Consider the following 23,461-nt stretch of genomic DNA (forward strand, 5'->3'; position numbering starts at 1 on the left):
GCTCCGACCGGGTGGCGGCTATTGCTGACCTCGGTCGAGGGTTGTCGAAGCGGTGCTGACCGGGTCGGCCGCGGCAAAGGCGGCGTCAAGCTGTTCGGGGGAAGGCTGCCCGCCCCGCTTCCAGGCCACATATTGGACAATGCCGAACCCCGGCCGTTGCGGCACCGTCTTCACGACTGGCATGCGGAACCCGTCGCGAAATTTTGACCAGCGCGAACCAAGCACGGCGACTATTTCCTCGAAGGTCGGCGGCGTCGCCACATCGGCATAAATGATGGTGGCCTTGCCGGCGAGCGCGGCTTCCCGCGAGAGCGGCACTGGTACGCTGGCAAGATAATCGGCAGGCACGTCGATCAGGCCACCGAAAGGCCATTGCTGGCGCAGAGTGACGGCATCCGTGGGCGCCACGTTGACGTCGATGTTGTCGGGTGTGCCGGCAACTCTGTAGGGGCAACGGAAGCGGCCGCAATTGGCCTGCGCCGAGAACTGCCAGAGCGCGTAGCCCTGCCAGTTGCCCATCGGAAAATGCACGTCGATGTCAGGCTTATAGCGCGCGTACCAAAGCGGCAGCCGCGACAAGAGCCGGTATTTGTAGCGGTTGTCGGCGATATATTGGGCGGTCTTGCCGTTGGTGTAGAGCACCGGGAAGCGGCCGATGCGCCGATGCACCTGGCGGGCGAACTCCTCGGCATCGTCGAGCGACATCCATTGCGAGGGATCGATGCCCTCGATGTCGAGGGCCATGAGGTCGTCCGGTGCGGGGTCGGCGAAATCGAGGAAATTGTTGGCCTGTTCGACCGGATTGCCGGGACGGGCGAGATGATAGGCGCCCCATTTCATGCCGAGCGCCTTGGCCACGACCCTGCGTGTCTGGAACAATTCGCGCGTCACCGCGTGGCGTTTCCACAGTGCCTTGCACAGTTTCACGTCAGTGTCGCCGCCGAAACAGAAATAGGGCGGCGGCATGCCATCGGAAGCCTTGTTGATGAAGGCGACGATGCGCTTGTCGGTGACAAGCTGGGCCCAGTCGATGGAATTGTATTCGTAGGCGTCGATGACGAGCGCGCGGTCAGCGCTCTTCCACGGCTCGGAGAAGTCCGAAGCCTTTGCCGCCGTGCCCAGCACAATCGCTGCCGCGAAAGCGAGAAGCGCCGTGCGGCGAAGGAGGCGCGCCGTCCTTTTCAAAACAGGGAATCCCCGTTGATCAAGGGTAAATCCTGGACCGCTATGGTTAAGAAAATGCTTCTCGGACCCTGGTGCGGGATAAGCTAGCGCAGGCTGAACGGTTGAAATTCGAACGGGTCGGGCGCGGGCTCCTGTTGCAGCGTACCTTCGACGGCGCGTTTGCGGTGGTGGGAAAGCGAGCATCGCGGCGAGCACAATATGCCGCGATCCGACCAGTAGGCGGCACCATTTCCCAGGTCGCCGTGATAATAGGAAAACCCGGTTGCCCGATAGGGCAAACCGCATTCGATGCAGCGATAGGCGTCAGGTCTGGCAAGCATGAGAATCTTCCGGTCGCTGGTTTTCCGTCGCCGGTCGATTTGGTCCGGCTATCTGTCGAATTTAATACAGCCCCGCCTGATTGCAAAATCAGCGTGACAAAATTTGACGTTTACGTAAAAAGGCGATGGGAGACCGCCCAAAGGCGGATGGTTTTGCGGCGGCACTGGCCCTAGGGTCGGCGAGGCCGATGCATAAGGGAGGATCGAGCGGCATGTATCGGGCACCGGTCGAGGATATCGCGTTCACCCTGAAGCATGTGGCCGGCATGAAATCCGCCATCGATACGGGAGCGTTCGGAGACCTCAGCGAGGATCTGGTCGACGCCGTCCTCGGCGAGGCGGGCCGTTTCGCCTCCGAGGAGGTGGCCCCCCTTTATAAAATCGGCGACGAGCATGGCGCCGTGCTCGGCGATGGCGCGGTCACCACCCCGCCGGGGTGGAAGGAACTCTATCGCCGCTGGATCGAAGGCGGCTGGAATGCGCTCTCCGGGCCGGAAGAGTATGGCGGCCAGGCGCTGCCGACCATGCTCGGCGTCGCCGCACTCGAAATGTGGAACTCCGCCGCCATGGCCTTCGGCATCGGCCCGACGCTGACCATGGGCGCGGTCGAGGCGCTCGACAAGCACGCTTCCGAGGAACTCAAGGCGACATATCTGGCAAAGCTCGTCTCCGGCGAATGGATGGGCACCATGAACCTGACCGAGCCGCAGGCCGGATCGGACCTCGCCGCCTTGCGCGCCCGCGCCGAGCCCGCCGGCGACGGCACCTACCGCCTCTTCGGCCAGAAGATATTCATCACTTACGGCGAGCACGATTTCACCGACAACATCATCCATCTGGTACTGGCGCGGCTTCCCGATGCGCCGGCCGGAACGCGTGGCATCTCGCTGTTCCTGGTGCCGAAATTCCTGGTCGGCGACGATGGCTCGCTCGGTGCGCGCAACGACGTCTTCTGTTCCGGCCTCGAGCACAAGCTCGGCATCCATGCCTCGCCGACCTGCACCATGATCTATGGCGATGGTTTTCAGGGCGCCAGGCCTGGCGCCATCGGCTGGCTGATCGGCGAGGAGAACAAGGGCCTCGCCTGCATGTTCACCATGATGAACAATGCCCGCCTCGCCGTCGGGATGCAGGGCGTCGCGGTCGCGGAAGCAGCGACCCAGAAGGCGATTGCCTATGCCAATGAACGCCGCCAGGGCAAGGCGGCGGATTACGCCGGCGCCGGCATGGCGCCGATCGTCCACCACCCCGACGTGCAGCGCAATCTCCTGACCATGAAGGCGCTAACCCAGATCGCGCGGTCGATCAGTTATTCCTGTGCCCACGCCATCGACATGGCGCGCGTGTCGTCAGGCGGCGAGGCGGCGCATTGGCGCGACCGTGCAAATTTGCTGACTCCGCTCGCCAAGGCGTTTTCGACCGATGTCGGCGTGGAAGTTGCCTCGCTTGGCGTCCAGGTGCATGGCGGCATGGGCTTCATCGAGGAAACGGGTGCGGCCGCGTACTATCGCGACGCGCGCATCGCGCCGATCTATGAAGGCACGAACGGCATCCAGGCGATCGACCTGGTGACCCGAAAACTGCCGCTTGGCGGCGGCGAGCATGTGCATGGCTATATTGACGAACTGGCCGGCATCGCGAATGCCGTGCGAACGTCGAACCTCGAAGGTTTTGGCCGCACCGCCGACACTCTCGATCAGGCGCTCTCCGATTTGACGCAAGCGACGCGTTTCCTGCAGAAATTGTCGGCCGAGGGCCGGACGGAGGAGGCGCTGGCTGGCGCGACACCGTATCTCCGGCTGATCTCGCTTGCCGCCGGCGGCGCTTATCTGGCGCGGGCCGCTCTTGCCGACCAGGGCCGCATCGCGCTTTGCCGCTTCTTCGCCGAGAACCTGCTTGGCGAAGCCAGCGCTTTGAAGGAGCGCGTCATCGATGGCGCCGTCAGCCTGGCTGCTGCCGCCGAGGCACTGATTTCCGCCTGACCTTCACAAGGAAAACACCGTGACAGACCACATCCTCGTCGACCGCCAGGGCGCCATCCAGATCATCCGCATGAACCGGCCGGACAAGAAGAACGCGCTGACGCGTGCCATGTATGCGAAAATGTCGGCGGCCCTTGCCGAAGGCGACGCCGATCCGGCGGTCCGCGTCCATGTCTTTCTCGGCGTGCCCGGCGCCTTTTCCTCCGGCAACGACCTTGCCGATTTCATGGTCGTGGCCACGGGCGGCGATGGCGGCACCGAAGTCTGGGATTTCCTGATCGCCCTGGCCGGGGTCGAAAAGCCCATCGTGTCCGGCGTCGACGGTATCGCGGTCGGCATCGGCACCACGATCAACCTGCACTGCGACCTGACTTTCGCCACGCCGCGCACCGTGTTTCGAACCCCCTTCGTCGATCTCGGCCTCGTGCCCGAGGCAGGATCGAGCCTTTTGGCGCCCCGCATCCTGGGCCAGCAGGGTGCTTTCGCCCTGCTCGGTCTCGGTGAGGGCTTTTCGGCCGAGCGCGCGAAGGCCGCCGGGCTGATCTACGAGGTGGTCGAGGAAGGTGGGCTGGAGGCTTCGGTGCTTGCAGCGGCCGGCCAGATCGCGGCCAAGCCACCGCAAGCGCTCAAGATCGCGCGCGACCTGATGCGTGGCTCACGCGACGATCTGGTTGCCCGCATCGGGATAGAGAGCGAGCATTTCCGCGAGCGGCTGAAATCCGACGAGGCGCGCGCCGCTCTCACGGCATTCATGACCAGGAAAAAGGGCTGAAGGTTTTTTCAGGGATAGAGCCTGGCCTTGTCCCAGCCGCCTGCCGCGTTGCGTGAAAAGACCACGCGGTCATGCAGCCGGAACGGCCGGTCGTGCCAGAATTCGATCGTCTTCGGCACGATCCGGAAGCCCGACCAATGTTTCGGCCGCGGGATTTCGCCGATGGCATAACGCGCCGTGTATTCTGCGACCGCCTTTTCCAGCGCGAAGCGGCTTTCCAGCGGGCGCGATTGCTTCGACGCCCAGGCGCCGATGCGGCTGCCGCGTGGCCGCGTGGCGTAATAGCTGTCGGCTTCCGCATCGCTGACGAGCTCCACCGGACCGCGAATGCGCACCTGGCGGCGCAGCGATTTCCAATGGAAACACATCGCCGCCTTCATGCTGCCAAGAATCTCCTGGCCCTTGGCGCTCTCGAAATTCGTGTAGAACACAAAGCCGCTTTCATCGAACCCCTTGAGCAGCACCATCCTTACGTCCGGCATGCCCTCGGCATCGACAGTCGCCAATGCCACGCCATTGGCATCGTTGATTTCGCTCTTGGTAGCGTCGTCCAGCCATGCGGCAAAGAGGCGAAACGGCTCGGCCGCCTCGGTAAAGTCACTGCTTGTTAACTCTGTGTCACTCATAGTTTTTCTCAAATTGTCACGAGACCAGGGAGGTTGCCGATTGTCGCGTATCGCGCAAGCTTTTGACAGCAGGCAATGGGGCGTTATCGCTTCAGCCAGCACGAAAGCGGCGATCGTGGCAGTCGCCCTGCCGCTCGCGGCCTGCGGTGCAGGTGGCTTCAGCCTGGAAAAGGCCGAAGTCGACCGCTCGATCCTGACCAGCAGCACATCGGCTTCGCCCAAGCCGGCCGATTCGGATCGCGACTCCGACCAGACGACGATCGGCAATGCGGTATCGTCCGCCGATATCGAGCAACTCGGCGGCCAGGCGGTGCCGTGGGCGAACACCGGCACCGGCTCGCGCGGCTCCATCACCGAACTGGCGGAATTGAAGGACAGCGGCCAGACCTGCCGCCGCTTCAAGGTTTCGCGCGAAAGCTTTGACGGCGTTGCCATGTTCCAGGGCGAACTCTGTCTTGCCGGTGCCGGCGGCTGGCGCATGCAGGGCTTCAAGGCACTCTGATTTTCCGCCGTCGATATGAAGGTCCGCTACTGGAATTTCTTCCTATGCGAGCGCATATAGGGGGCAAGTATGGACTCAACTCATTTCCAGGGCAGGAAGCATGCGCGACCCCTATGAGGTGCTGGGCGTTGCAAAGAACGCATCGGCCAAGGACATAAAATCGGCGTACCGGAAACTCGCCAAGAAGCATCATCCGGACCAGAATCCGAATGATCCCAAGGCGAAGGACCGTTTTGCCGCGGCCAATCAGGCCTATGAGGTCATCGGCGACGAGAAGAACCGTGCGGCTTTCGATCGTGGCGAGATCGACGCCGACGGCAAGCCGCGTTTCCAGGGTTTTGAAGGTGCGGCCGGCGGTGGCGACCCCTTTGCCGGGTTCCGCCGCCAGCAACAGGGCGCCGGAGGCTCGCGATTCGAGTTCCGTTCGGGCCGTCCGGGCGGCGATCCATTCGACGGCAACAGCGATATCTTCAGCCAGATCTTCGGCGATGCCTTTTCAGGCGCGCGCGGGCCAGGCGCGGGCGACCGCCGCCAGGCGGCGACAGCAGCCGACCTGAACGTCACGCTCGACGTCACCATCGAGGAAGCGGCCAATGCCGAGAAGGTGACGGCGATGTTCCCGGATGGCCGCAAGGTTGCGGTCAAGCTGCCGGCCTATGTCGAGGATGGCCAGACCATCCGGCTGAAGGGCCAGGGCGAGCAGGGACCGGGCCAACCCGGCGACGCACTGGTCAAGATCCATATCCGCCGGCATCCACGTTACCGCATCGAAGGCCGTGACCTGCACGCCGACCTGCCGGTTTCGCTGGCCGATGCGGTGCTGGGCGCCAAGGTGCCGGTCGAGACGCCGACAGGCAGGCTTGCGGTCAACGTTCCCGCCTGGTCGAGCTCGGACAAGGTCCTGCGGCTCAAGGGCAGGGGCTTGCCGGAGAAAGCCGGCGGCCATGGCGATCTCTATGCCCATGTGCGCATCATGCTGCCGGAAGGCGGCGACAGCGCGCTGGAATCGCTGTTGCGCGGCCAAAAAGGCTGATCGAGAGCTTTTGTCCCCCGAACTGTCCGCTTTGAACGCTTGAAGGGGCTGTATGCCTGTGCGATAGGCACTCCACAAAGCAGATATCTTGCGGAGAACACGCATATGGCGGGTGGACAGGGCCTGATGGCCGGCAAGCGCGGCCTGATTCTTGGCGTCGCCAACAACAGGTCGATCGCTTATGGCATTGCCAAAGCCTGCGTCGATCACGGCGCCGAGATAGCGCTGACCTATCAGGGCGAAGCCTTCAAGAAGCGCGTGGAGCCGCTGGCGGCGGAACTGGGCGCCTTTGTCGCCGGCCATTGCGACGTAACCGATCCGGCGAGCCTGGACGAGGTCTTCGCCAATGTCGCCAAGCATTGGGGCAAGCTCGACTTCCTCGTGCACGCCATTGCCTTTTCCGATAAGGACGAGCTGACCGGCCGCTATGTCGAGACGACGCGCGACAATTTCCTGCGCACCATGGACATTTCGGTCTATTCCTTCACCACCATCGCCAAGCGCGCTGAAGCGCTGATGACCGAGGGCGGTTCGCTGCTGACGCTGACCTATTACGGCGCCGAGAAGGTCATGCCGCACTATAACGTCATGGGCGTCGCCAAGGCGGCACTGGAGGCCAGCGTGCGTTATCTCGCCGTCGACCTTGGCGCCAAGAAGATCCGTGTCAACGCCATCTCGGCCGGTCCGATCAAGACGCTTGCCGCCTCCGGCATCGGCGACTTCCGCTACATCCTGAAGTGGAACGAATACAATTCGCCACTGAAGCAGACGGTCACGCAGGAAGAGGTCGGCGATTCCGGCGTCTATTTCCTGTCCGACCTGTCGCGTGGCGTCACCGGCGAAGTGCACCATGTCGATTCCGGCTACCACGTCGTCGGCATGAAAGCGGTCGACGCACCCGATATTTCGACGGTCAAGGATTAGCTCTCCCCGCCTTTCCTCCGTCCAGGCCCTGGCCCGATCTCCGGAAGAGCTGATGTACCCGCTGGTTTATATCGTGCGCCACGGCCAGACCGCGTGGAATGCCGAGTTCCGGCTTCAGGGCCAGGCCGATACCGATCTCAATGCTCTCGGCCGCGAACAGGCGAGCGCAAACGGGCATCGGCTGGCCGAACTCGTCGGCGCTCCCCAGGAATTCGACTTCGTCGCCAGTCCGATGAGACGCACGCGCGAAACGATGGAACGCATCCGCGCCGCCATGAGGCTCGATCCGCTCGCCTATCGAACCGATATCAGACTGATTGAAGTCAATTTCGGCGATTGGCAGAGTTTTACCTTCGCCGAGCTTGAGAGGCAGTCGCCCGGCGCGAGCCGATCCCGCGCACTGGACAAGTGGAATTTTCAGCCGCCAGGTGAAGGCGCGGAGAGCTACCAGATGCTGCTCGAACGGGTGAAGCCATGGTTCGATGAGCTTCGGGGGCAGACGATTTGCGTGACGCACGGGGGCGTCATGCGCACCCTGTTTCGCTTCGTGCTCGATATGGCCGAGGACGAGGCCGCGAACCTGGAGATACCGCAGGATCGCGTGCTCAAACTTGAAGGCAGGAGCCTGGAGTGGCTCGCCCGGTGACGCCAACTCCTAGTTCGTGTCGCTGTCCCCCGGCAGCTGCATGTCGGTGACGACGTTTTCGCCATCGGTCACATCGTAAGCAATGACGATGTCCATCCCCGGCTTCAGCGCATCAAGATCGGTTTCGGCGTTCAGCTTGTAAGATTTGCCGTCGTCCAGCGTCAGCGTCAGCGCGTCCTTGTCGATCTTCTTGATCAGGCCTTCGGTCTGGCCGGCAAAGGCGGCGGTGGAGAGCAGCAGCGTGGCGGCAACAGCGCCAATCAGGGTACGCATCATCGTCCTCTTTGGTCATTGCGCCGGCCTGGGTGGCGGCGGATCCTCAACGGCGAATGGAGGAGAGCAGAAACCAACCGAATGTGTCAAAACTAAATCCGTCGGATCACAGTTTGACCACTGTGGAAAACGCCAATAGAAGGCTGGCTTCAGCCGGTTTCGATGCCGGGCAGGGCACTTTCCATGTCTCACAACACGTTCGGCCATCTTTTCCGCGTCACCACCTGGGGCGAGAGCCATGGCGCGGCGCTCGGCTGCGTGGTCGATGGTTGTCCGCCGGGTATCCGTTTCACGCGCGATGAAATCCAGGCCGAACTCGACAAGCGCCGCCCGGGTCAGTCGCGCTTCGTCACGCAGCGCCGCGAGCCGGACGAAGTGAAGATCCTCTCAGGCTTCGTCCTCGACGAGGACGGCGCGACGATGATCACCACCGGCACGCCGGTGTCGATGTTGATCGAGAATGTCGATCAACGCTCGAAGGACTATGGCGAGATCGCCCGCCAGTTCCGGCCGGGCCATGCCGACTACACCTACGACGTCAAATACGGCATACGCGACTATCGCGGCGGCGGCCGCTCCTCGGCACGCGAGACCGCTGCCAGGGTCGCTGCCGGCGCGCTCGCCCGCAAAGTGGTGCCGGGCATGGTGGTGCGCGGCGCGCTCGTGTCGATGGGCGAAAAGTCGATCGACCGCGCCAACTGGAACTGGAATTTCATCGGCGATGCCGAGAACCCGTTCTTCACGCCGGATCCGGCTTCGATTCCTGTTTTCACGCGGTATCTCGACGGTATCCGCAAGGCCGGTTCCTCGGTTGGCGCGGTGATCGAGATCGTCGCCGACGGTGTGCCTGCCGGCCTCGGCGCGCCGATCTACGCCAAGCTCGACCAGGACATCGCGTCCGGCTTGATGTCGATCAACGCCGTCAAGGGCGTCGAGATCGGCAATGGTTTCGAGGCCGCCCGCATCACCGGCGAACAGAATGCCGACGAGATGCGCATGGGCAATGACGGCAAGCCGGTGTTCCTGTCCAACAATGCCGGCGGCATCCTGGGCGGCATCTCGACGGGCCAGGCGATCGTCGCCCGTTTTGCGGTGAAGCCGACTTCGTCGATCCTGACGCCCCGGAAGTCGATCGACAAGGACGGCAACGACGTGGAGGTGATGACCAAGGGTCGCCACGATCCTTGCGTCGGCATCCGAGCCGTGCCGATCGGCGAGGCCATGGTTGCCTGCGCCATTGCCGACCACTATCTGCGGCACAGAGGACAGACGGGGAAGGGAGGGGAATAGGGCCGTAGGGCAGTAGGGCAGTAGGGCAGTAGGTTACGCAGCCAGCCGAAACAGCCAGGATTTTCCTTTCCCCTACTGCCTTACTGCCCTATTCCCCTACTGCCCTGCGAGCAAAGCGAGCGTTCCATGCCTTACGACCAGAAGAAGATTGTCGAAGCCATCCGCGCCTTCGAACGCGGCGAGATCGTCGTCGTCATGGACGATGACGGGCGCGAGAACGAGGGCGACCTGATCGTCGCCGCCGTCCATTGCACGCCGGAGAAGATGGCCTTCATCGTTCGCAACACGTCGGGCATCGTCTGCACGCCGATGCCGCGCGAGGAGGCTAAACGGCTGAACCTCGCGCCGATGGTGGCCGACAATGATTCGGCTCACACCACCGCCTTTACCGTCAGCGTCGACTTCAAGCATGGCACGACGACAGGCATTTCGGCCGACGACCGCACGCTGACCGTGCGCAACCTCGCCAACGGCAATGTCGGCGCCTCCGATTTCGTCCGCCCTGGCCACATCTTCCCGCTCATCGCGCGCGAGGGCGGCGTCTTGATGCGCTCGGGTCATACCGAGGCGGCGGTCGATTTGTGCAAGCTCGCCGGCCTGCCGCCGATCGGCGTGATCTCGGAACTGGTCAACGACGACGGCACCGTCAAGCGCGGCCCGCAGGTCGCGGCTTTCGCCGAGGAGCATGGCCTCAAGCAGGTATCGGTCGCCGACCTCATCGCTTACCGGCAGCGCAAGGAGACCCTGGTCGAGCGCGTCGCCTGCTCCGACATCGAGACGCTGGGCGGCAAGGCGCAGGTCTTCACCTACACGCTGCCCTGGGACACGATGCATCACGTCGCCATCGTCTTCGGCGACATCCGCGATGGCGAGGAGGTGCCGGTGCGGCTGCATTCGGAGGATGTGGTGACCGACGTGTTCGGAACCAGCCACCGGCTCGACGGCATCATGAAGGCGATGGGCGAGCGCAAGCGCGGCGTCATTGTCTATCTCAGGGAAGGCTCGGTCGGCGTTGCCCACCAGGAGCGCAACCGGCCGGCGCCAGGCGACCGCGAGGACCATGAAGAGGCGCGCCGGCGCGAGAGCGAATGGCGCGAGATCGGCCTTGGCGCCCAGATCCTGAAGGACCTCGGCATTTCATCCATTAACCTGATTGCCTCGCGCGAACGCCACTATGTCGGCCTCGAGGGTTTTGGCATTCACATCGCCAAGACCGAGATCCTCTGATCTCGACAAACCCTGCCTGTCACTCGGCCGGGATTGCCGCCTCGCATCCTTCCAACTCGCATTCGTGGGTGGCGAGGCTGCGCTGGCCGAGCAGCACCGTGATCAGCGCGATAGCGCCTGACGTCACCGAGACCCAGAATCCGTTCTGGGCGCCGAATGCATCCACCACGGCGCCGGCGGCGAAGGAGCCCAGCGCCATGCCGATGCCGATCCCGGTGGTTACCCAGGTGATGCCTTCGGTCAGCATCGCTTCCGGGACATGCCGCTCGATCAGGCCGAAGGCGGTGATGAAGGTCGGCGAGATCGCCACGCCACTGATGAAGACAGTCAGCGCGAGCGCTGGCACGGTGCTGGCGGTAAGCGGCAGCAGTGTGCCGAGCGCGACCAAGGCAACCGCGATGGCGAGCTGGCGTTGCAGCGGTGCTTTCAGGTTGAGCGCGCCGATGATGATGCCGAGCACGAAGGAGCCCAGCGCATAGACGCCGATGACGAGACTGGCAGTGCCCGGCTGGCCGAGTTCCTTGGTGATCGCCACCGTGCTCACCTCCGTCGTCGCGAAGGTCGCGCCGATGAAGATCATGGCGAAGGTGATGATTTGGACCGGCCCCAGGCGGATTGCCGAGCCGCTGGAGCCATGGTCCACCGGCCGCACTTGCGGCTCGGTCGAACGCTGCAGAATGAAGGCTGTCGAGCCCAAGGCGAGGAACAGCGTGCTGACGAGCACGCCCGCTTCCGGGAACAGCGCGGCGCTGAGGCCCACAGACAGCGATGCGCCGGCGATATAGACCAGTTCGTCCGCCGCCGACTCGAAGGCGAAGGCGGTGTTCATCTCGGACCGGCCCCGGAAAATCTCGGTCCAGCGCGCCCGCACCATGGCCGGCATGCTTGGCATCGCCGCGGCCAGCAGTGCCGACGCGAACAGCGTCCATACCGGCCAGCCTTGATTGGCCGATGCGATCAGGGCCGCGAATGCGAGCACGGAGATGATGGTGGTGGGTACGACAACCCGCGTCTGGCCGAGGCGGTCGACCAACCTCGATATCTGCGGCGCCAGGAAGGCATTGGCCAAGGCGAATGTCGCCGAAACCGCACCCGCCAGCCAGTATTCGCCACGCGTCTGCGACAGCATCGCCACGATGCCGATCGGCGCCATGGCGATCGGCAGGCGCGCCATGAAGCCGGCGGCGGCAAAGCCCGTGGCTCCGGGAGCGCGAAAGATTTCCGAATAGGGGTTTTGCATGATCCTGTTCCTCGACAAGGGGCGATTCGACAATTACATACGAGACGTATAAGTGTTAAATAGAGCATACGTCGCGTATGTCAATTGGCATACGGAGCGTATGTAAGTAAGGCCAGAAGCATGCATCGACCGCGCAAGGAGATGATCGCCGAGACACGCGCCAAGCTGATCGCCGCGGCGCGCCAGGCTTTCGGCACCATCGGCTATGCCGAAGCGTCGATGGATGATTTCACCGCGTCGGCCGGGCTGACGCGCGGCGCCCTTTATCATCACTTCGGCGACAAGAAGGGACTGCTTGAGGCGGTTATCGCCGAAATCGACGCGGAAATGGCGGCCCGGGTGAATGAGGTCGCGTCGCGGGCGCCGACCCGCTGGCAGCATTTCGTCGACGAATGCACCACCTATATCGAAATGGCGCTGGAGCCGGAAATCCAGCGCATCATGTTCCGGGATGGTCCGGCTGTGCTGGGCGATCCGGCACTGTGGTCGAATGCCAATGCCTGCGTCGGTTCAATGACCGATCATCTGACAGCGCTGCAGCGGGAAGGGGTGGTCGTCCCCGGCGTCGACCCGGAGTCGGCAGCGCGGCTGATCAATGGGGCGAGCAGCCAGGCCGCGCAGCGCATCGCCAATTCGCAAGATCCCGAAGCGACATCGAAGATGGTGGTGGCCGCGTTCAAGCAATTGCTCGAAGGCCTGCTGAAAAAGCCGGAAGCGCTTTCAAGATGAACCACCATGGCAGTCCCGCCACTGCCTGCAATTGACAATAGCCGGTTTGAGCGCATCCTCCGCAGCCATCTCTGAGGGGAGATTCGGGCATGTGGGATTTCGATATCGGCAGGTCGGTGTCCATCATGATGCGGACCTGGCCTTTCATTGTCTTTCGCATGATCATCTATTTTGGGATCACCCTGGCCTACATCGTGGCCACCGGCACCGGCGCCTCCGTCGGCTATGGCGTCGGCCATATTTCCACCGATCCCGACGGACCATTGTCTTTTGCGATGTGGGGCGGCGTGGTCGGTTTCGGCATCGTCTCGATCGCCGTCCACTGGATCCGCGAATACATCCTCTACGTCGTCAAGGCGGGCCATATCGCCGTCATGGTGCATCTGATCGACGGCCATGATATTCCCAATGGCCAGAACCAGATCGCCTACGCGAAAGAGGTCGTGACCGAGCGTTTTGCCGAGGCCAACATCCTTTTCGTCGTCGACCAATTGGTCAAGGGCGCCATACGCGCCATCACCGGCCTGCTCGGCGGCATCGCGGCCTTCCTGCCCATTCCTGGCCTGAGCGGCCTGGTTTCGTTCCTCAACACGGTGATTCGCCTGTCGCTGACCTATGTCGACGAGATCATTCTCGGCTACAACATCCGCAACAGTTCGTCCTCGCCGTTCGAAACCGCGCGCCAAGGCGTTGTGCTCTACGCCCAGAACGGCAAGACCATGGTCAAGAATGCCGTCTGGCTAGGGGTCATCATGTGGGGCGTGTCGTTCGTGATTTTCCTGCTGATGCTGGCTCCGGCAGCCGCTATTCTTTACGTCATGCCCGGGCAGCTCGCCGGCTGGGCTTTCGTGCTGGCAATCGTCTTTGCCTGGGCTTTCAAGGCGGCCTTCATCGAGCCGTTCGCCATTGCCTGCCTGATGCAGGTCTATTTCAAGACCATCGAGGGTCAGGTGCCCGATGCCGCCTGGGACGCCAGGCTGGCCGAAGCCTCGTCGAAGTTCAGGGAACTCAAGGACAGGGCACTGGCTTCTTTCGGTGGCTCACGGTGGGGCACTGCCGGCGCGACGAGCTGATCAACCGGCCTCGCCGGCGCACCGGCGACGGTGCCGAGGCGCGCCACTGCTGATTTGAGCGGCGCTTCGCCTTGTCCGCGAAAAGTCTCGCTCATGATAAGCTCGGGCAACGGCAGCCGCCGGCCCCAGCCGTGTGTTTCGAGATCCGGCTTCGGTGCGAATTCGGAAACGCGGCCGACGCAGAGATAGGCGATCGGCGTCACTTGATCGGGAATACCCAGCAAGCTTTTCAGCGCTTGCGCCTCGATGATGCTGACCCAGCCGACGCCGACGCCCTCGGCGCGTGCCGCCAGCCAAAAATTCTGCACCGCGCAGACCGTGCTGTAGAGATCCATCTCCGGATTGTGCCAGCGCCCCAGCGGCGAGCCTTTCGAGCGCTCGCGGTCGCAGGTGATGCAGATGTTGAGCGCGCTTTCGCAAATGCCTTCGAGCTTGAGCTTGCGGTAGAGCGCCTGCCGTTCTGCCTCGATTTCAGGCAGTTCCCGTTCTCGCGCGGCCAGGAACAGGTCGCGCACTTCCGCCCGCCGCGCGGCATCGCGAATGACGATGAAGTTCCAGGGTTGCATGAAGCCGACCGATGGCGCGTGATGGGCGGCAAGCAGCAGCCGCGCCAGCACTTCGTCGTCGATCGCTTCCGATGTAAAATGGCTGCGGACGTCGCGCCGCGTAAACATGGCGCGGTAAACAGCGTCGCGCGCAATCTGGTCAAATCCATCGCCCATTGGAGCGGTCATAGCTTCCGGCATCGCTTGTCCCCTTGCGATTGCAATCGATGTCATCCGCCTGACCATGCGGATGACGATGCCTGCCAGGCCGGTCTTCTGGCTCGGGATCAACCCGCGTCCGGTGCCTTCCCGTCATCGACAGTGGCATTTTACCGGCGCGGTCCCCCTCACAGCGTTGGGCACGCCACGGAGTTCAACCGTGTTCCCGATTCTCCCGCCAAGGCATTTGCAGCCAAGTGGAATCACTTGGCGTCGCAGAATGTCGCTAAAACAAACAGCCCGGCGGGCACCAGGCAGTGGTTGCGACCTTACGCCGAAGGGCCGGCGCCGCCAATGCCCGCAGCGATATGAATGGACGCAGGTTCGATTTTCCCCAGCGATCAAGCCGCAACGCATGGCCATCACGACGCCGGGGCACTAGATAGGGGGCATGGCCACCCGTCTCTACACGCACCCGATCTTTCTCGAACACATCACGCCGCCCGGTCACCCCGAGCGGCCCGACCGCCTGCGCGCCATCGAGCGCGTGCTCGACGACGAAGCTTTTGCCACGCTTGACCGCGTCGAGGCACCGCACGGCGACGAGGCGACCATCCTCTACGCGCATCCCGCCGATTTCGTCGCGCGTGTCCGCGCCGCCATCCCCGACGAAGGCATTGCCCGCATCGACGCCGACACCACCGCCAGCCCGAAAAGCTGGCAAGCGGTGATTACGGCGATCGGTGCCGCCAATGCTGCCGTCGACGACGTCTTTGCGGGCCGCGCCGACAACGTTTTCGTCGCCGCCCGTCCGCCCGGCCACCATGCCGAAAAGACCACGGCCATGGGCTTCTGCTTCTTCAACACGGCGGCAATCGCAGCGCGCCATGCGCAGAAGAAGCACGGCGCCGAGCGTGTCGCGGTCGTCGACTGGGACGTGCACCACGGCAACGGCACGCAGGATATTTTCTGGGACGATCCCTCGGTGCTCTATTGCTCGACGCACCAGATGCCGCTTTATCCCGGCACGGGCGCGAAGAGTGAGACCGGCGCCGGCAACATCGTCAATGCGCCGCTGGCGCCTCGGACGGGCAGCGAGGTGTTTCGCGATGCGTTCCTGTCGCGCGTGCTGCCGGCACTCGACAATTTCGCGCCGGATCTGATTATCGTTTCGGCCGGCTTCGACGCGCACCATCGCGACCCGCTGGCGGAAATCAATCTGACCGAGGACGATTTCGACTGGGCGACCGGCCAGCTGATGCAGCGCGCCGCAATCCACGGCGGCAACCGGCTCGTCAGCCTGCTCGAGGGCGGCTACGATCTGCAGGGATTGGCATTTTCGGTCGCCGCCCATGTCGGGCGACTGATGAAAGGATGAATGATGACCGGTGAGATCAACGAAGACGTCAAGGCGATGAGCTTTGAACAGGCACTCGACGCACTGGAGAAGATCGTCGATGATCTGGAGCGTGGCGACGTGCCGCTCGACCAGTCGATCCGGATTTACGAGCGCGGGGAGGCGCTGAAGGTTCATTGCGACCGGCTGCTGAAGGCCGCCGAGGACAAGGTCGAGAAGATCAGGCTGTCGCGCGACGGCAAGCCGGTTGGAACCGAGCCGCTCGACGCGGACTGAGGTCCGGAGCAGCCTTACCGGTTTTTGGACACGATCATCATTGAGGATACAGTTCGTCCCGATTGAAACGGACAAGAGGAGATACGGAAGCGATGTGCAGAAACATCAAGACCCTGTTCAATTTTGATCCGCCGGCAACCAACGACGAAGTCCGCGACGCGGCACTGCAGTTTGTCCGCAAGCTGAGCGGCACGACGCGGCCTTCTGCCAAGAACCAGCATGTGTTCGATCATGCGGTCGAAGCCATCGCGGCATCCGCACGCGAATTGCTCGATTCCCTCGAAACCCACCAGCATCCTCGCAATCGCGAAGAGGTGGCGGCCAAATTAAAAGCGAAAGCGGCGATCCGGTTCGCCTGATATGCCCAAGCGCCCACTGACCGCTGACGAGGAGAGTTCATGAGCTTCTTCCCCGGCAAGGACCCTGAGGCCGGCGATGCCTTCGCCAGCGACCAGATCGAGCTGATGGTTATCCCCAACGCCAAGGACATTGGCGGTTTCGAGGTGCGTCGCGCCTTGCCGACCGCCAAGCGGCGCCTGGTCGGGCCGTTCATCTTCTTCGATCGAATGGGTCCCGCGATCATGCGCGCGGGCCAGGCGCTCGATGTCCGTCCCCACCCGCATATCGGCCTGTCGACCGTGACCTATCTGTTCGACGGCAAGATCAGGCACCGCGATTCGCTCGGCACCGAAATGGTCATTCAACCCGGCGACGTGAACCTGATGACGGCCGGTCGCGGCATCGTCCACTCCGAGCGCACGCCGCAGGAATTGCGCGGCGCGCCGATGTCGATCTCCGGCCTGCAGACCTGGTTGGCTCTGCCGGACGGCAAGGAAGAGGTGGCACCGGTGTTCGAGAACACAGCGGCGCTGCGGCTTCCCGAAATCGACGCCGAAGGCGTCAGCGGCCGCGTCGTCATCGGCGATTTCCAGGGGTTGCGGTCTCCGGTGCGGGCCGATTCCGAAACACTCTATGCAGATTTGCGGCTGGCGCCTGGCGCCAGCGTCAAAATCCCGCCCGAGGCCGAGGAGCGCGCCATCTACACGCTGGAGGGCGAGGTTTCGATTTCGGGTGATGCCTTTCCAGCGGAACGGCTGCTGGTGTTCCGGCCCGGCGACGAGATCATCATATCGTCATCGATGGGTGCGCATTTCATGCTGTTCGGCGGCGCGTCTCTCGGTTCGAAGCGCTACATCTGGTGGAATTTCGTTTCCTCGTCCAAGGAGCGCATCGAGCAGGCCAAGCAGGAATGGAAGACCGGCCGCTTCGATATCGTTCCTGGCGATGAGAAAGAATTCATCCCGCTGCCGGAAGGCTGAGAAGATCGGTGAGGGGCTGACCGTCCGCGTCAGCGACACGCATTTACTTTCGCCGGCCGGCGGCCTATCCGCCGATGAACAGAAAGTCTGGGCCCAACGTGAACGCAACGCCGCATACGCCGCTTCTCGATAGGGTTCGCGTCCCGGCCGACCTGCGCACGCTGGCCGAGAGCGACTTGCCGCAACTGGCATCAGAGCTTCGCCTCGAACTGATCGACGCGGTGTCGCGCACCGGCGGCCATCTCGGAGCCGGGCTTGGCGTGGTCGAACTGACCGTGGCGCTGCACTATGTCTTCAACACACCCGATGACCGGCTGATCTGGGATGTCGGCCACCAGGCCTATCCACACAAGATACTGACCGGCCGTCGCGACCGCATCCGCACCTTGCGCCAGGAAGGCGGGTTGTCGGGCTTCACCCGCCGAGCCGAGAGCGAATATGACCCGTTCGGCGCCGCCCACTCCTCGACATCGATATCGGCCGGCCTCGGCATGGCCGCCGCCCGCGACCTCTCAGGCGGGCGCAACAATGTCATCTCCGTCATCGGCGACGGCGCCATGTCGGCCGGCATGGCTTATGAGGCGATGAACAATGCCGGCGCGCTCGATGCGCGCCTCATCGTCATCCTCAACGACAATGACATGTCGATCGCCCCGCCAACCGGCGCCATGAGCGCCTATCTGGCGCGTCTGGCTTCCGGCAGGGCCTATATCGGCCTGCGCGACTTTGGCAAGAAGCTGACCTCCTATCTCGGCAAGCGGGCCGATCGAGCCATCACCCGCGCGGTCGAGCATGCGCGCGGTTACGTCACCGGCGGCACCTTGTTCGAGGAACTCGGCTTCTATCACATCGGCCCGATTGACGGTCACAATCTGGAGCATCTCATCCCGGTCCTGAAAAATGTCCGTGACAACGGCAAGGGTCCGGTGCTGATCCATGTCGTCACCCAGAAGGGCAAGGGCTACGCGCCGGCGGAGGCGGCTGCCGACAAGTATCATGGCGTCAACAAATTCGACGTCATCACCGGCGCACAGGCCAAGGCGCCGGCCAATGCACCGGCCTACACCAAGGTGTTTGCCGAAAGCCTGATCCAGGAGGGGCGCGAGGACGACCGCATCGTCGCCGTCACCGCCGCCATGCCGGGCGGCACCGGCCTCGACCTGTTCGGCGAGGTGTTTCCGTCAAGGACTTTCGACGTCGGCATTGCCGAGCAGCATGCGGTGACCTTCGCCGCCGGCCTGGCGACGGAAGGCTACAAGCCCTTCGCCGCGATCTATTCGACCTTCCTGCAGCGTGCCTACGATCAGGTCGTCCATGACGTCGCGATCCAGAAACTGCCGGTGCGTTTCCCCATCGATCGCGCCGGCTTTGTCGGCGCCGACGGTGCCACCCATTGCGGCGCGTTCGACACCACCTTCCTGGCAAGCCTGCCGGGCTTTGTCGTAATGGCCGCGGCCGACGAGGCGGAATTGCGTCACATGGTGCGCACCGCCGCCAGCTATGACGACGGGCCGATCGCCTTCCGCTATCCGCGCGGCAACGGCGTCGGCGTCGACATGCCCGAGCGCGGCTCTGTTCTGGAGATCGGCAAAGGCCGCGTCGTCCGGGAAGGCAGCAAGGTTGCCCTCCTGTCCTTCGGCACAAGGCTGCAGGATTGCCTCATCGCGGCCGAGGAACTCGGCGCGGCCGGGCTTTCCACCACGGTCGCCGATGCCCGTTTCGCCAAGCCGCTCGACCAGGATCTGATCCGGCGGCTGGCCCGCTCGCATGAGGTTCTGGTGACGGTGGAGGAGGGCGCAATTGGCGGCTTCGCCAGCCATGTGCTGCAATTCCTCGCCCATGAAGGACTGCTCGAAAGCGGCCTGAAGGTACGCCCGCTGGTGCTGCCGGATGACTTCACCGACCACGCCAAGCCAGAGAAGATGTATGCCGATGCTGGCCTCGACGTCGCCGGAATCGTGCGCACCGTATTCACCGCGCTCGGTCATACGGTCCGCGCCCAGCGCGCCTGAATCAAAACCTCAACAGCTTGAATCAGTTTGCCGGCTCGATTTTATAAGGCATTGTTAACGTTGCCGTTTGGCGTTTTGCTTACCCTGTTCCTTGGCCGTTTTTCAACGCCGCCCTGCTAGATCACAGCCAGGCAGGGAGACAACGAGAATGAAGACGCTTCTGTGCGGCGCGGCCTTCTTGGCGGTGATGGTCGTACCGGCTGCCGCCGAAACGCCCTACGACCGCAATCTTGAAAAGGCGGCGATAGGCATTGTCGCCGGCAAGATGGGCGATATCCGCGGCGGCTTTTCCTACAAGCAAATTCCGCAGCTTGTGATGCCGCCGGATCCTTCGCCTGTATCACCTGTTGCGACCGGGCATGCGCGTGAGCAGGCTTCAGGCGGTCGAGACGACGGTTTGTCTCCAGCCATCGAGCGCCAGGCTCCGCGAACCATCTTCTAAAACCACATGTCGCGTACGCAGCGGCCGTCGCGCGGCAGATCGTCGTACGTGTCGAGACCATCGAAATGGTCGATCGGCAGATCGGCGACGGCCTCGGGGGGCGCCAGCCGGACATTGACGGCCATGCGTCTTCGACCCGAGGCGCTGGCGCGCAGTCCGCGCCAGCCGAGCACGCAGGCGCAACGCGGGCAGAACAGGATCTCGAGCGACGGGTCTTCCTGTCCGGCGCGCGTATAGCTGCCCATTGGCCCCGAAACGCGAATGCGTTCGTCGACATAATCATAGGCCCAGAGCGTGCCATAGCGGCGGCAAAGCGTGCAGTTGCAGGCCGTCACCGGGCCGGGGTCGCCCTCCAGCGTCCAGTGGGCGGCGCCACAGTGGCAGGTTCCCGTCAGCATTCGTTCTCCTTCGAGTTGCGACAAACAGAGGGCTCTTCGTGACCAATATTCTGCCGGACCCGGCATGATGGGCGCAAGCCGCGGCCTGGTTCGATGCACCAGCCGCTCTCGTAGGATCACTTTGGTCCATCTAATGTCCTTGCCTTCACCGCGGGCTTTCGTCAGAGAAGGCCGATGAACTCGCCTCTGCCAGCCAGCACACGCCAGCGGCTCGACGACCTGCTCGTCCAGCGCGGGCTGTTTGCCAGCCGCTCGCGCGCCCGCGACGCGGTGGAGCGCGGCACGGTGACGGTCGACGGCGCCATAGCCCGCAAGCCCGGCCAGAACGTTTCGCCGCAATGCGTTGTCGCCATCGACGATCCGGCGCAAGCCTATGTCTCGCGCGCCGCGCTCAAGCTGATCGCCGGGCTCGACCATTTCAGCCTCGACCCGGCCGGTCGCGAGGCCCTCGACATCGGCGCCTCGACCGGCGGTTTCACCCAGGTGCTGCTCGAACGCGGCGCGTCCCATGTCACGGCAATCGATGTCGGGCATGGCCAGATGCATCCTGATGTCGGTGGTGATCCGCGCGTGACCGTGATCGAGGGCCTGAACGCGCGCGATCTCACCGTTGCCGATCTTGCCGGCCGCAATCCGGATTTCATCGTTTCCGACGTCAGTTTCATCTCGGTGAAACTGGCGCTGCCGCCGGCACTCGCCATTGCCAATCCCGGCGCCGGTGCGATCTTTCTGGTCAAGCCGCAATTCGAGGCCGGTCGCGAGGCGATCGGCAAGGGCGGTTTGTTGAAGGATCCCTTCGATGCCGCCCGTGTCGCGGGCCTGCTGCAGGATTGGCTGGATGCCGTTCCCGGCTGGCGCTCGCTTGGCCTGCATCTGTCGCCGATCGAAGGTGGCGACGGCAATCGCGAATTCCTGCTCGGTGGGATCAAGGACCGATGAGCGTACGCTTCACAATACGAAAGCTCGGATCGCAGGGCGACGGCATCGCCGAAACCGAGAGCGGCGATCTGTTCATTCCCTTCACGCTGCCAGGCGAGATCGTCACCGCCGCGCGCGAGCGGGATCGCGCCACGCTGATGGCGGTGCTGGAAGCCTCTCCGCTGCGCGTCGAACCAGCCTGCCGCCATTTCACCGAATGCGGCGGCTGTGCCCTCCAGCATTTCGAGACCGAAGCCTATCGCCGATGGAAACGCGAAAAGGTGGTGCACGCATTGAAGGGCAAGGGCATCGAGTGCGAGATTGGCGAACTGGTCGCCTGCGCGCCGCAGTCGCGCCGCCGCGTCGTGCTTGCCGCCCGGCGCACGGACGCAGGCATGCTGCTCGGCTTCAATCGCCATCTGTCGCCCGAGATCATCTCCATATCCGAATGCCCGATCTCACTGCCCGAGATCGTCGCGGCACTCGGCCAGCTGAGGGCGCTGGCCGAATTGATATGCGCCACCACCAAATCGTTCCGGATGGCGGTCACCGTTACGGGTTCCGGCCTCGACATCGCGGTGCACGAGTCAGGCAAGCTCGGCGAACACCAGCGCCGTATCGCCTCCAACTTTGTCGTTGCGCAAGGCTTTGCCAGGCTGTCCATCGATGACGAGATCGTCATCGAACCAAGGAAGCCCGTGGTCATGTTCGGCAGTGTTGCGGTCGCCGTGCCGCCCGGCGCCTTTCTGCAGGCGACGGAGGCCGCCGAACGGACCATGGCCGAGATCGTCGGCGGACATCTGAAGCGTGCAAAAAAAATTGCCGATCTCTTTGCCGGTTGCGGCAGCTTTGCCTTGCGGCTGGCGGCGAAATCGGAAGTCCATGCGGTCGAAGGCGACGCGGCCGCGCTTTCGGCGCTCGACCGGGCATCACGTTTCGCGACCGGCCTCAAGCGGGTGACGGGCGAACGACGCGACCTGTTTCGCCGGCCACTGACCTTCAAGGAGTTGAACGCCTTCGACGGCCTTGTCTTCGATCCGCCGCGCGCCGGCGCCGAAGACCAGTCGACGCAGATCGCCCGCTCGGACGTTCCATACGTTGCCGCGGTGTCTTGCAACCCGGTGACGCTGGCCCGCGACCTGCGCATTCTCATCGACGGCGGCTATACCTTGAACAGCGTGACGCCAATCGATCAGTTCCTGTGGTCGCCACATGTCGAGGCGGTCGCCTTGCTGGAAAAACCCAAGAAGAGGCGCGGCTGAGCACGTTTCGTTCAGACTGCTGAGGCCACAGAAAACCGCGCTTCCGAAGCGCTGCTGCGGGATCCTCCGGTTAAAGCGACTCCAGGAAGAATGGGTAGCGGTTTTCCGTCCGGAATTGCGTCGAAATGAAGAGAGAGCGGTTCAGCGATTCTATCAAACACCGAACCGCTCTAAAAAAGCCGCCGAACGCCTGTAATGCCTGAACCGTACGGTCCAGGCAGGCTCAATCTGCGAGCTTTGCAGCATTCGCGAAGGTTTTCGGCGTGCCGCCTCGCTGGTTGACCGACTGCCAGACATTCGGATTCTGCTGCGATTGACGTTTCAGGAAGTAGTAGCCGGTTGCGTTCCAAGGCCTGATTTGGTCGACCATATTGTCGAGGACAAGATCGCCTTTATCGGTTTTCACCGTCAGGATGGTGTGGCCCTCATTGTTGAGATCGCGCACGACCGTCATCAACAGCGCTTGCCGGGGAAATCCAGCCTCTTGAAGGAGCTTGCGTTTGTAGAGTGCGTAGATCTTGCAATCGCCTTTGCCGTCAACCGGATAATCCCAATGGTCCGCCATCGTGCCCCAGTGATCGAAATTGCTGACGGGTTTGATGGCGCTGTTCGCCTTCTGATTTATCCGCTTGAGGATGCGGAAGGTCCGCGCTGTCAGCTTGACATTCGCGGCCGGCAGAGCCGGCACCTTGCACTCTTTTGGGCGGCGATGACAGAAATCGATCCAACCGTAGGGGACGCTGGTGCTTCCACCCACGGAGGCAGAGCGTGATCCATCCATGGAAGATTGGGTCGATCGCGACTTGAACAAAGTCGACTGGGCCGACGCCGGACTGGCTAGCAGCGATGCCGCACCAATCAACGAAACAAAGCCAAGCAGGAGAGCCAGGACGGGGGAGTGCCGCATTGCCAAAACCACCACCGCAACGAGGAACTGGTGCTGCGTTCGTG

The 23,461-nt window shown here is 63.2% G+C and carries 25 protein-coding genes, 1 pseudogene and 1 riboswitch; of the genes and pseudogenes, 18 read left to right on the top strand and 8 right to left on the bottom strand.

What is annotated here, in order from left to right; genetic code table 11:
• Positions 1-18 precede the first annotated feature (18 nt).
• Together FJ943_RS21960 and FJ943_RS21965 are read right to left on the bottom strand one after the other, a co-directional pair.
• Entirely contained in the window at positions 19-1,128 is a 1,110-nt protein-coding gene (locus FJ943_RS21960; RefSeq protein WP_140724904.1) for a glycoside hydrolase family 25 protein, read from the bottom strand.
• A gap of 140 nt (positions 1,129-1,268) precedes the next feature.
• Positions 1,269-1,505 carry a hypothetical protein gene (locus FJ943_RS21965; RefSeq protein ID WP_140617309.1) on the bottom strand — a complete coding sequence of 79 codons (237 nt, stop codon included), beginning with the start codon at positions 1,503-1,505 and terminating at the stop codon, positions 1,269-1,271.
• Positions 1,506-1,717: 212 nt separating this feature from the next.
• Here FJ943_RS21965 and FJ943_RS21970 point away from each other — a divergent pair, with 212 nt between their 5' ends.
• Both FJ943_RS21970 and FJ943_RS21975 read left to right on the top strand, forming a co-directional pair.
• On the top strand, positions 1,718-3,487 hold the full coding sequence (locus tag FJ943_RS21970) for an acyl-CoA dehydrogenase family protein (protein ID WP_140724786.1): 1,770 nt from the start codon (positions 1,718-1,720) through the stop codon (positions 3,485-3,487).
• Positions 3,488-3,506: 19 nt separating this feature from the next.
• The gene (locus FJ943_RS21975; protein ID WP_140724789.1) at positions 3,507-4,259 is read left to right on the top strand and encodes a crotonase/enoyl-CoA hydratase family protein; all 753 of its coding nucleotides are present in this window, start codon (positions 3,507-3,509) and stop codon (positions 4,257-4,259) included.
• Positions 4,260-4,267: 8 nt separating this feature from the next.
• Here FJ943_RS21975 and pdxH read toward each other — a convergent pair whose 3' ends face one another.
• Positions 4,268-4,885, bottom strand: coding sequence for a pyridoxamine 5'-phosphate oxidase (gene pdxH / locus FJ943_RS21980; RefSeq protein WP_140617306.1), 618 nt, complete (start codon positions 4,883-4,885; stop codon positions 4,268-4,270).
• Positions 4,886-4,925: 40 nt separating this feature from the next.
• On the opposite strand from pdxH, the gene FJ943_RS21985 reads away from it, so the two are divergent.
• From FJ943_RS21985 to FJ943_RS22000, 4 genes are all read left to right on the top strand, one after another.
• A complete protein-coding gene (locus FJ943_RS21985) occupies positions 4,926-5,387 on the top strand; it encodes an RT0821/Lpp0805 family surface protein (protein ID WP_015318820.1) in 462 nt (153 codons plus the stop codon).
• A 100-nt stretch (positions 5,388-5,487) separates the two neighbouring features.
• Positions 5,488-6,420, top strand: coding sequence for a J domain-containing protein (locus FJ943_RS21990; protein ID WP_140724792.1), 933 nt, complete (start codon positions 5,488-5,490; stop codon positions 6,418-6,420).
• Positions 6,421-6,525: 105 nt separating this feature from the next.
• Positions 6,526-7,344, top strand: coding sequence for an enoyl-ACP reductase FabI (gene fabI / locus FJ943_RS21995; protein WP_015318818.1), 819 nt, complete (start codon positions 6,526-6,528; stop codon positions 7,342-7,344).
• A 52-nt stretch (positions 7,345-7,396) separates the two neighbouring features.
• A complete protein-coding gene (locus FJ943_RS22000; RefSeq protein ID WP_140661424.1) occupies positions 7,397-7,990 on the top strand; it encodes a histidine phosphatase family protein in 594 nt (197 codons plus the stop codon).
• 9 nt (positions 7,991-7,999) lie between these two features.
• On the opposite strand, the gene FJ943_RS22005 is transcribed toward FJ943_RS22000, so the two are convergent.
• Complete coding sequence (locus FJ943_RS22005; RefSeq protein WP_015318816.1) at positions 8,000-8,263, bottom strand: DUF1344 domain-containing protein; 264 nt, start codon at positions 8,261-8,263, stop codon at positions 8,000-8,002.
• Positions 8,264-8,446: 183 nt separating this feature from the next.
• Between FJ943_RS22005 and aroC the strand changes: the two genes are divergently transcribed.
• The gene (gene aroC, locus FJ943_RS22010) at positions 8,447-9,553 is read left to right on the top strand and encodes a chorismate synthase (protein WP_140724795.1); all 1,107 of its coding nucleotides are present in this window, start codon (positions 8,447-8,449) and stop codon (positions 9,551-9,553) included.
• Between the two features lie 126 nt (positions 9,554-9,679).
• On the top strand, positions 9,680-10,780 hold the full coding sequence (ribB, locus tag FJ943_RS22015; protein ID WP_015318814.1) for a 3,4-dihydroxy-2-butanone-4-phosphate synthase: 1,101 nt from the start codon (positions 9,680-9,682) through the stop codon (positions 10,778-10,780).
• 19 nt (positions 10,781-10,799) lie between these two features.
• Here ribB and FJ943_RS22020 read toward each other — a convergent pair whose 3' ends face one another.
• Entirely contained in the window at positions 10,800-12,020 is a 1,221-nt protein-coding gene (locus FJ943_RS22020; RefSeq protein WP_140724798.1) for an MFS transporter, read from the bottom strand.
• Between the two features lie 120 nt (positions 12,021-12,140).
• Here FJ943_RS22020 and FJ943_RS22025 point away from each other — a divergent pair, with 120 nt between their 5' ends.
• Both FJ943_RS22025 and FJ943_RS22030 read left to right on the top strand, forming a co-directional pair.
• Positions 12,141-12,749, top strand: a complete 609-nt coding sequence (locus tag FJ943_RS22025; RefSeq protein ID WP_015318812.1) for a TetR/AcrR family transcriptional regulator — start codon at positions 12,141-12,143, stop codon at positions 12,747-12,749.
• 89 nt (positions 12,750-12,838) lie between these two features.
• Positions 12,839-13,822 (top strand): hypothetical protein, encoded by a 984-nt coding sequence (locus FJ943_RS22030; protein WP_246671916.1) that lies wholly within the window; start codon positions 12,839-12,841, stop codon positions 13,820-13,822.
• Positions 13,823-13,938: 116 nt separating this feature from the next.
• Here the strand turns inward: FJ943_RS22030 and bluB are convergent.
• Positions 13,939-14,613 (bottom strand): annotated as a pseudogene (bluB, locus tag FJ943_RS30040) (5,6-dimethylbenzimidazole synthase); the annotation flags it as partial.
• Between the two features lie 2 nt (positions 14,614-14,615).
• Positions 14,616-14,799: riboswitch (cobalamin riboswitch) on the bottom strand.
• Between the two features lie 178 nt (positions 14,800-14,977).
• Between bluB and FJ943_RS22040 the strand changes: the two are divergent.
• From FJ943_RS22040 to FJ943_RS22065, 6 genes are all read left to right on the top strand, one after another.
• Complete coding sequence (locus FJ943_RS22040) at positions 14,978-15,904, top strand: histone deacetylase family protein (RefSeq protein WP_140661419.1); 927 nt, start codon at positions 14,978-14,980, stop codon at positions 15,902-15,904.
• Positions 15,905-15,907: 3 nt separating this feature from the next.
• Positions 15,908-16,159, top strand: coding sequence for an exodeoxyribonuclease VII small subunit (locus FJ943_RS22045; protein WP_015318808.1), 252 nt, complete (start codon positions 15,908-15,910; stop codon positions 16,157-16,159).
• Between the two features lie 92 nt (positions 16,160-16,251).
• Positions 16,252-16,518, top strand: coding sequence for a DUF2277 domain-containing protein (locus tag FJ943_RS22050; RefSeq protein ID WP_140724805.1), 267 nt, complete (start codon positions 16,252-16,254; stop codon positions 16,516-16,518).
• 39 nt (positions 16,519-16,557) lie between these two features.
• A complete protein-coding gene (locus FJ943_RS22055; protein ID WP_140724808.1) occupies positions 16,558-17,478 on the top strand; it encodes a pirin family protein in 921 nt (306 codons plus the stop codon).
• 74 nt (positions 17,479-17,552) lie between these two features.
• The gene (gene dxs, locus FJ943_RS22060) at positions 17,553-19,490 is read left to right on the top strand and encodes a 1-deoxy-D-xylulose-5-phosphate synthase (protein WP_181174603.1); all 1,938 of its coding nucleotides are present in this window, start codon (positions 17,553-17,555) and stop codon (positions 19,488-19,490) included.
• Between the two features lie 148 nt (positions 19,491-19,638).
• A complete protein-coding gene (locus FJ943_RS22065) occupies positions 19,639-19,932 on the top strand; it encodes a hypothetical protein (protein WP_140724811.1) in 294 nt (97 codons plus the stop codon).
• Here FJ943_RS22065 and FJ943_RS22070 read toward each other — a convergent pair.
• Complete coding sequence (locus FJ943_RS22070; protein WP_140617295.1) at positions 19,929-20,330, bottom strand: GFA family protein; 402 nt, start codon at positions 20,328-20,330, stop codon at positions 19,929-19,931. The two genes, FJ943_RS22065 and FJ943_RS22070, sit on opposite strands and share 4 nt — an antisense overlap.
• A gap of 174 nt (positions 20,331-20,504) precedes the next feature.
• Here FJ943_RS22070 and FJ943_RS22075 point away from each other — a divergent pair, with 174 nt between their 5' ends.
• Together FJ943_RS22075 and FJ943_RS22080 are read left to right on the top strand one after the other, a co-directional pair.
• On the top strand, positions 20,505-21,269 hold the full coding sequence (locus FJ943_RS22075) for a TlyA family RNA methyltransferase (RefSeq protein ID WP_140724814.1): 765 nt from the start codon (positions 20,505-20,507) through the stop codon (positions 21,267-21,269).
• Positions 21,266-22,510, top strand: coding sequence for a class I SAM-dependent RNA methyltransferase (locus FJ943_RS22080; protein ID WP_140724817.1), 1,245 nt, complete (start codon positions 21,266-21,268; stop codon positions 22,508-22,510). Before FJ943_RS22075 ends, FJ943_RS22080 begins: the two co-directional genes overlap by 4 nt.
• A 223-nt stretch (positions 22,511-22,733) precedes the next feature.
• On the opposite strand, the gene FJ943_RS22085 is transcribed toward FJ943_RS22080, so the two are convergent.
• Positions 22,734-23,417 carry a transglutaminase-like cysteine peptidase gene (locus FJ943_RS22085; RefSeq protein WP_181171394.1) on the bottom strand — a complete coding sequence of 228 codons (684 nt, stop codon included), beginning with the start codon at positions 23,415-23,417 and terminating at the stop codon, positions 22,734-22,736.
• Positions 23,418-23,461: the final 44 nt, after the last annotated feature.

It is taken from the genome of Mesorhizobium sp. B2-3-10 (genome assembly GCF_006442275.1).
GTDB classification, from domain to species: domain Bacteria; phylum Pseudomonadota; class Alphaproteobacteria; order Rhizobiales; family Rhizobiaceae; genus Mesorhizobium; species Mesorhizobium australicum.

Coding starts and splice junctions, on each gene's coding strand:
- FJ943_RS22065 (WP_140724811.1), top strand. CDS start 19,639: ATGAAGACGCTTCTGTGCGGCGCGGCCTTCTTGGCGGTGATGGTCGTA.
- dxs (WP_181174603.1), top strand. CDS start 17,553: ATGAACAGAAAGTCTGGGCCCAACGTGAACGCAACGCCGCATACGCCG.
- FJ943_RS22055 (WP_140724808.1), top strand. CDS start 16,558: ATGAGCTTCTTCCCCGGCAAGGACCCTGAGGCCGGCGATGCCTTCGCC.
- ribB (WP_015318814.1), top strand. CDS start 9,680: ATGCCTTACGACCAGAAGAAGATTGTCGAAGCCATCCGCGCCTTCGAA.
- aroC (WP_140724795.1), top strand. CDS start 8,447: ATGTCTCACAACACGTTCGGCCATCTTTTCCGCGTCACCACCTGGGGC.
- FJ943_RS22030 (WP_246671916.1), top strand. CDS start 12,839: ATGTGGGATTTCGATATCGGCAGGTCGGTGTCCATCATGATGCGGACC.
- FJ943_RS22005 (WP_015318816.1), bottom strand. CDS start 8,263: ATGCGTACCCTGATTGGCGCTGTTGCCGCCACGCTGCTGCTCTCCACC.
- FJ943_RS22075 (WP_140724814.1), top strand. CDS start 20,505: ATGAACTCGCCTCTGCCAGCCAGCACACGCCAGCGGCTCGACGACCTG.
- FJ943_RS22085 (WP_181171394.1), bottom strand. CDS start 23,417: ATGCGGCACTCCCCCGTCCTGGCTCTCCTGCTTGGCTTTGTTTCGTTG.
- FJ943_RS22050 (WP_140724805.1), top strand. CDS start 16,252: ATGTGCAGAAACATCAAGACCCTGTTCAATTTTGATCCGCCGGCAACC.
- FJ943_RS22040 (WP_140661419.1), top strand. CDS start 14,978: ATGGCCACCCGTCTCTACACGCACCCGATCTTTCTCGAACACATCACG.
- FJ943_RS22045 (WP_015318808.1), top strand. CDS start 15,908: ATGACCGGTGAGATCAACGAAGACGTCAAGGCGATGAGCTTTGAACAG.
- FJ943_RS21970 (WP_140724786.1), top strand. CDS start 1,718: ATGTATCGGGCACCGGTCGAGGATATCGCGTTCACCCTGAAGCATGTG.
- FJ943_RS22070 (WP_140617295.1), bottom strand. CDS start 20,330: ATGCTGACGGGAACCTGCCACTGTGGCGCCGCCCACTGGACGCTGGAG.
- FJ943_RS21965 (WP_140617309.1), bottom strand. CDS start 1,505: ATGCTTGCCAGACCTGACGCCTATCGCTGCATCGAATGCGGTTTGCCC.
- pdxH (WP_140617306.1), bottom strand. CDS start 4,885: ATGAGTGACACAGAGTTAACAAGCAGTGACTTTACCGAGGCGGCCGAG.
- FJ943_RS22000 (WP_140661424.1), top strand. CDS start 7,397: ATGTACCCGCTGGTTTATATCGTGCGCCACGGCCAGACCGCGTGGAAT.
- FJ943_RS22080 (WP_140724817.1), top strand. CDS start 21,266: ATGAGCGTACGCTTCACAATACGAAAGCTCGGATCGCAGGGCGACGGC.
- fabI (WP_015318818.1), top strand. CDS start 6,526: ATGGCGGGTGGACAGGGCCTGATGGCCGGCAAGCGCGGCCTGATTCTT.
- FJ943_RS21990 (WP_140724792.1), top strand. CDS start 5,488: ATGCGCGACCCCTATGAGGTGCTGGGCGTTGCAAAGAACGCATCGGCC.
- FJ943_RS22020 (WP_140724798.1), bottom strand. CDS start 12,020: ATGCAAAACCCCTATTCGGAAATCTTTCGCGCTCCCGGAGCCACGGGC.
- FJ943_RS22025 (WP_015318812.1), top strand. CDS start 12,141: ATGCATCGACCGCGCAAGGAGATGATCGCCGAGACACGCGCCAAGCTG.